At 72.8% G+C, this 6,089-nt stretch carries 7 protein-coding genes; 5 read left to right on the forward strand and 2 right to left on the reverse strand.

Translation table 11 applies throughout. From position 1 onward, the window contains the following. Positions 1-132 (forward strand): hypothetical protein (locus HUW36_RS23360; protein WP_174530142.1); only part of this gene is annotated, 132 nt, incomplete at its 5' end. A 105-nt stretch (positions 133-237) separates the two neighbouring features. Next, positions 238-936 carry an NADPH-dependent F420 reductase gene (npdG, locus tag HUW36_RS23365; protein WP_174530143.1) on the forward strand — a complete coding sequence of 233 codons (699 nt, stop codon included), beginning with the start codon at positions 238-240 and terminating at the stop codon, positions 934-936. A gap of 79 nt (positions 937-1,015) precedes the next feature. Here npdG and panB read toward each other — a convergent pair whose 3' ends face one another. Both panB and HUW36_RS23375 read right to left on the reverse strand, forming a co-directional pair. Continuing rightward, the gene (gene panB / locus HUW36_RS23370; RefSeq protein ID WP_174530144.1) at positions 1,016-1,861 is read right to left on the reverse strand and encodes a 3-methyl-2-oxobutanoate hydroxymethyltransferase; all 846 of its coding nucleotides are present in this window, start codon (positions 1,859-1,861) and stop codon (positions 1,016-1,018) included. A 117-nt stretch (positions 1,862-1,978) separates the two neighbouring features. Further along, on the reverse strand, positions 1,979-3,739 hold the full coding sequence (locus tag HUW36_RS23375; protein ID WP_174530145.1) for an NAD+ synthase: 1,761 nt from the start codon (positions 3,737-3,739) through the stop codon (positions 1,979-1,981). 208 nt (positions 3,740-3,947) lie between these two features. Between HUW36_RS23375 and glnA the strand changes: the two genes are divergently transcribed. From glnA to HUW36_RS23390, 3 genes are all read left to right on the forward strand, one after another. Continuing rightward, positions 3,948-5,297: a type I glutamate--ammonia ligase gene (glnA, locus tag HUW36_RS23380; RefSeq protein WP_091572849.1), complete on the forward strand. Its 1,350-nt coding sequence runs from the start codon at positions 3,948-3,950 to the stop codon at positions 5,295-5,297. Between the two features lie 82 nt (positions 5,298-5,379). Continuing rightward, entirely contained in the window at positions 5,380-5,805 is a 426-nt protein-coding gene (locus HUW36_RS23385; RefSeq protein ID WP_174530147.1) for a DUF350 domain-containing protein, read from the forward strand. A gap of 33 nt (positions 5,806-5,838) precedes the next feature. After that, positions 5,839-6,089 (forward strand): helix-turn-helix transcriptional regulator (locus HUW36_RS23390; RefSeq protein ID WP_174530148.1); only part of this gene is annotated, 251 nt, incomplete at its 3' end.

Here is a 6,089-nt window from a genome sequence, read left to right on the forward strand (position 1 = left end):
GGCACGGTCGCGCTGGACGAGCCGCCGGTGCGGGCCCGCTGCGTCGGCGACCTGCCGCTCGGCGAGCGCGTCCGGGTCCGGCTGACCGTCGCCGACCCGGTGGCGCGCAAGGTCGCCTTCGAACGCGCCTGACCGGCGGCGGCGCCGGATGTCCCGCACCCGACCCGGCGGCCGGCGCGGGGATTGTCACAGCGCCTCGACGCGCCGACCGTGGGCACCCTTTGCGAGGATGACCGCATGGCTTACGACGCGACCACGCTGCCCGACGTCTCCGGGCTGACCGTCGGCATCATCGGTGGCACCGGCGACCAGGGGCGGGGTCTCGCCTACCGGTTCGCCCGGGCCGGGCAGCCCGTGCTGATCGGCTCCCGCGCCGCCGACCGGGCCGCCCAGGCCGCCGCCGAAATCGCCGCCCTGCCCGGGATGCCGGCCGGCGTGGCGGTCTCCGGCGCCGACAACGACGAGGTGGCCCGGCGCAGCGACGTGGTGATCGTGGCGGTGCCGTGGGACGGCCACGCCGCCACCGTCGCCGCGCTCGCCGAGCCGCTGGCCGGCAAGATCGTCGTGGACTGCGTCAACCCGCTCGGCTTCGACAAGCAGGGCCCGTACGCGCTCACCGTGGCCGAGGGCAGCGCCGTGCAGCAGGCCGCCGCGCTGCTGCCCGACTCCCGGGTCTGCGCCGCCTTCAACCACGTCAGCGCGCCGCTGCTGGCCGACCCGGAGGTCGACCGGATCGACCTCGACGTGCTGATCTGCACCGAGGACCGGGAGCTGGTGGGCGTGGTCGCGGCGCTGGCCGCCCGGATCCCCGGGATGCGCGGCATCTACGCCGGCCGGCTGCGCAACGCCCACCAGATCGAGGCGTTCACCGCGAACCTGATCGCGATCAACAAGCGCTACAAGGCGCACGCCGGCATCCGGGTCACGGATCTCTGACCGCTCGCGCGGAAGCGTGTGTGTTAAGAAGGGGCCCCTCCTCTACGCCAGGCGTTAGGAAGGGGCCCTTCCTTACACCTCAGAACGTGTGCTCGGCGGCCGGGAACTCGCCGCCGCGTACCTCGTCGGCGAACCGGCGAGTGGCGTCGGTGAGCGCGCCGGCCAGGTCGGCGTAGCGCTTGACGAACCGGGGTGCCCGGCCGGTGCGCAGCCCGGCCATGTCCTGCCAGACCAGCACCTGGCCGTCGGTGTCCGGGCCGGCCCCGATGCCGACGGTGGGGATGCGCAGCTCGCCGGTGACCCGCTTGGCCACCTCACCGGGCACCATCTCCAGCACCACCGCGAACGCGCCCGCCTCGGCCACCGCGCGCGCGTCGGCGAGCACCTCCTCGGCGGTGTCGCCGCGGCCCTGCACGCGGTAGCCGCCGAGCGTGTGCTCGCTCTGCGGGGTGAAGCCGATGTGCGCCATCACCGGGATGCCGGCCCCGACGATCGCCTCGATCTGGGCCGCGCAGCGCCGGCCGCCCTCCAGCTTCACCGCGTGGCAGCCGCCCTCCTTCATGAACCGCACCGCGGTGCGCAGCGCCTGCGCCGGCCCCTCCTCGTACGAGCCGAAGGGCAGGTCGCCGACGATCAGCGAGTGCTTCGTGGCCCGCACCACGGCGCGGACCAGCGGCAGCAGCTCCTCGGCGGTGACCGGCAGCGTGGTCTCGTAGCCGAAGACGTTGTTCGCCGCCGAGTCGCCGACCAGCAGCACCGGAATCCCCGCCTGGTCGAAGATCGAGGCGGTGTACTGGTCGTACGAGGTGAGCATGGCCCACCGCTCGCCGCGCTCCTTGGCGGCGATCAGGTCGCGGGTGCGGATCCGCCGGGTGGCCGGCCCGCCGTAGAGGGCGGTCACCTCGGTCGGGGTGGACTCCACCATGACAATCTCCTTCCTCGAGGCCGCGCGCGCGGTCCCCGGGTTCCCCGCGATCGTCGCACCGGGCGGCCGGTCGGGGGCAGGTCGGAGTGGAGGAATTCACTCCCGGCCGAGGCTCGCTCAGCCGTCCTCGCGCCAGCGGTTGGTGATCGGCAGTCGCCGGTCCCGTCCGAACGCCTTCATGGAGATCTTGGTGCCGGGCGCGGACTGCCGCCGCTTGTACTCGGCGGTATCCACCATTCGCAGCACCTTGTCCACCACCGCCGGGTCGTGGCCGGACTCGATCAGGCCGTCCCGGCCCAGGTCGCCGTCGACGTAGCCGATCAGGATCGGGTCGAGCACGTCGTAGTCGGGCAGCGTGTCGCTGTCGAGCTGGCCGGGGCTCAGCTCGGCCGACGGCGGCTTGCCGATCGAGTTCTCCGGGATCGGCGGCGTCTCGCCGCGTCGCGTCGCGTCCGCGTTGCGCCACTTCGCCAGCCGCCACACGAGCGTCTTCCAGACGTCCTTGACCGGGTTGTAGCCGCCCACCGAGTCGCCGTAGAGCGTCGAGTAGCCCACCGCCAGCTCGCTCTTGTTGCCGGTGGTGAGCACCAGGTGGCCCTCCTGGTTCGACAGCGCCATCAGGATCACGCCGCGTACCCGGGCCTGGAGGTTCTCCACCGCCACCCCGGACAGCGACATGTTGGCCAGGAACGTGTCGACCATCGGCTGGATCGGCTCGACGCGGTAGTCGAGGCCGGTCCGCTTGGCCAGGTCCTCGGCGTCGCTGCGGGAGTGCTCGGAGGAGTGCTGGCTGGGCATGGAGACGCCGACCACCCGCTGCGGGCCGAGCGCGTCCACCGCGAGGGCCGCCGCCACCGCCGAGTCGATGCCGCCGGAGAGGCCGAGCACCACCGAGGGGAAACGGTTCTTGTCCACGTAGTCGCGCAGGCCCAGCACCAGCGCCTGCCACACCTCGGCCTCGTCGGCGACCGGCTCGATGATCCCGCCGGTCGCCGCCGGACCGGTCGGCGCGGCCGGGATGCCGGAGACCTCGTGGCGGACCAGCCGCATCCCGTCGGCCAGGTCGGCTGCGCCGCCTGTCGCCTCCGGCGCGGCGGGCAGCTCCACGTCGTGCACCAGCAGGTGCTCGACGAACTGCGGCGCCCGGGCCAGCAGCGTGCCGTCGGCGTCCACGATCAGCGAGTCGCCGTCGTAGACCAGCTCGTCCTGGCCGCCGACCATGTTCACGTACGCGATCGCCGCGCCCGCCTCGGCGGCGCGCCGGCGCACCAGCGGCAGCCGCGCGTCGTCCTTGTTCAGCTCGTACGGCGAGCCGTTGATGCTCAGCACCAGCCCGACGCCGGCCTGCCGGGCCACCGCGAACGGGCCGCCGGCCTGCCACAGGTCCTCGCAGATGGTCAGCGCCACGTCGACGCCGCCGACGCGCACCACGGTCAGCGTGTCGCCGGGGACGAAGTAGCGGTCCTCGTCGAACACCCCGTAGTTGGGCAGGTGGTGCTTGAAGTAGGTGGCCACCACCTCGCCGCGGTGCAGCAGCGCCGCCGCGTTGCGAGCCCCCCGGCCCGGCTCGGCGTCGGCGCTGACCTGCGGGGGACCGTCCGCGTCGAGGTAGCCGACCAGGACCGGCAGGTCACCGAGGCCGTCGGCGGCCAGGTCGGCCGCGAGCCGGTGCAGCGCGGCCCGGGACGCGGCGACGAAGGACGGGCGGAAGACCAGGTCCTCGACCGGGTAACCGGTCACCATCAGCTCGGGGAACAGGGCCAGCTGGGCGCCGGAGTCGGCGGCCCTGCGGGTCCACGCGCGGACCCGCTCGGCGTTTCCGCCGAGGTCGCCGACCGTCGGGTTGACCTGGCACAGGGCGAGACGCAGGGTGGGCATGTCCCCATCTTCCCCCAGTCGTCCCGCCCCAGTCCCGCCGGTCGCGGGAGACGCGGGCCACCGCCCGCCGGGCGTCCCCCGGGGCGGGACACGGCAGGACGACCCGCCGGGGGAGGGCGTAACGTCGGCGTAACGAGGCCGGTGGAGACTGAGCGGTCAGCCGGGCCGGCCCGGCCGGTGCAGGACGTACGTGTCACGAGGGGTGGATGTGGACCGTCAGCAGGAGTTCGTCCTCCGTACGCTGGAGGAGCGGGACATCCGTTTCGTCCGGCTGTGGTTCACCGACGTGCTCGGCACGCTGAAGAGCGTCTCGGTGGCCCCGGCGGAGCTGGAGGCGGCCTTCGAGGAGGGCATCGGCTTCGACGGCTCCGCCATCGAGGGCTTCGCCCGGGTCTTCGAGTCGGACATGGTGGCCATGCCCGACCCGACCACGTTCCAGGTGTTCCCGTTCGAGGGCGGCGTCAGCGGCGAGAGCGCGCGGATGTTCTGCGACATCCTCCTGCCCGACGGCAGCCCGTCCTGGGCCGACCCGCGGCACGTGCTGCGCCGGATGCTCTCCCGGGCGGCCGACAAGGGCTTCACCTTCTACACCCACCCGGAGATCGAGTTCTTCCTGCTGGAGAACGGCCCGCAGGACGGCTCGGTGCCCGTCCCGGTGGACACCGGCGGCTACTTCGAGCACACCACGCACGCCGTCGCGCGGGACTTCCGCCGCCAGGCCGTGCTGGCGCTGGAGCGGATCGGCATCTCGGTGGAGTTCAGCCACCACGAGGTCGCCCCCGGCCAGCAGGAGATCGACCTGCGCTACGCCGACGCGCTCACCACCGCCGACAACATCATGACGTTCCGGCACGTGGTGAAGGAGGTGGCGCTCTCCACCGGGGTGCAGGCCAGCTTCATGCCGAAGCCGTTCACCGACCAGCCGGGCAGCGGCATGCACACCCACCTGTCGCTGTTCGAGGGGGAGCGCAACGCGTTCCACGACGCCGGCGACCCGATGAAGCTGTCCAAGGTCGCCAAGTCGTTCATCGCCGGGCTGCTCACCCACGCCCGTGAGTACACCGCGGTCACCAACCAGTGGGTCAACTCCTACAAGCGGCTGTTCCCGCAGGCGCTGCCGGACCGGATCACCGAGAGCCCGGCGTACGTCTGCTGGGGTCACCTGAACCGGTCCGCGCTGGTCCGCGTGCCGGCCTACGGCAAGCCGAACTCGGCCCGGGTCGAGGTGCGGTCGCTGGACTCGGCGACCAACCCCTACCTGGCGTTCGCGGTCATGCTCGGCGCCGGCCTCAAGGGCATCGAGGAGGGCTACGAGCTGCCCCCGGGCGCCGAGGACGACGTGTGGTCGCTGAGCAGCGCCGAGCGGCGCGCCATGGGCTACGAGGCGCTGCCGGAGAACCTGTCCGAGGCGATCGACGTGATGGCCGGCTCCGAGCTGGTCGCCGAGGTGCTCGGCGAGCACGTCTTCGACTTCTTCCTGCGCAACAAGCGGGCCGAGTGGGAGCAGTACCGCCGCGAGGTCACCCCCTACGAGCGGCAGCACTACCTCTCGCTCTAGATCATGCTGGCGCGGTGCCGCTATCGTCTGCGGCACCGCCCGCGCACCGGCGCCGGGCGAACGGAGCCGGGGAGGGCGTTCGGTGCTGGGAGACCTGCTCAACGGGGCGTGGCAGAGCATCGTGTTCGGGGTCGTCGGGGTGGGGTTGATGGCCGCCGGCTTCCTGCTGGTCGACCTGCTCACGCCGGGCAAGCTGCGGGAGCTGATCTGGGTCCGCCGCAACGGCAACGCGGCGCTGCTGCTCGCCGCCAACCAGATCGGCATCGCCGGCATCGTGTTCACCGCCATCCTGACCAGCTACAGCTCCTTCGCCAAGGGGCTGGCCTCCACGGTGGTCTTCGGGCTGGTCGGCCTGCTGGTGATGGCGTTGGCGTTCCTGGTGCTGGACCTGCTCACCCCGGGCAAGCTGGGCGACGTCATCGCCGCCGACGAGCCGCACCCGGCGGCCCGGGTCAGCGCCGCCACCCACTTCGGCGCCGCGCTGATCGTCTGCGCCTGCATCGCCTGACGGTTGTCGGACCCGGGGCATAGCGTCCGGGACGTGAACCGGACGGACCGTCTCTACGCCCTGGTCGAGGAGCTGCGGGCGGTGTCGCCACGCCCGCGCAGCGCGCGCTGGCTGGCGCACCGCTTCGAGGTCAGCACCCGCACCGTCGAGCGCGACATCGGCGCGTTGCAGGGCGCCGGGGTGCCGATCTGGGCCGAGCCGGGCCGCACCGGCGGCTACGTGGTCGACCGGGCGCGCACGTTGCCGCCGGTCAACCTGACCCCGGTCGAGGCGGTGGCGATGGC

The organism is Micromonospora maritima (assembly GCF_902825405.1).
Taxonomy (GTDB): domain Bacteria; phylum Actinomycetota; class Actinomycetes; order Mycobacteriales; family Micromonosporaceae; genus Micromonospora; species Micromonospora maritima.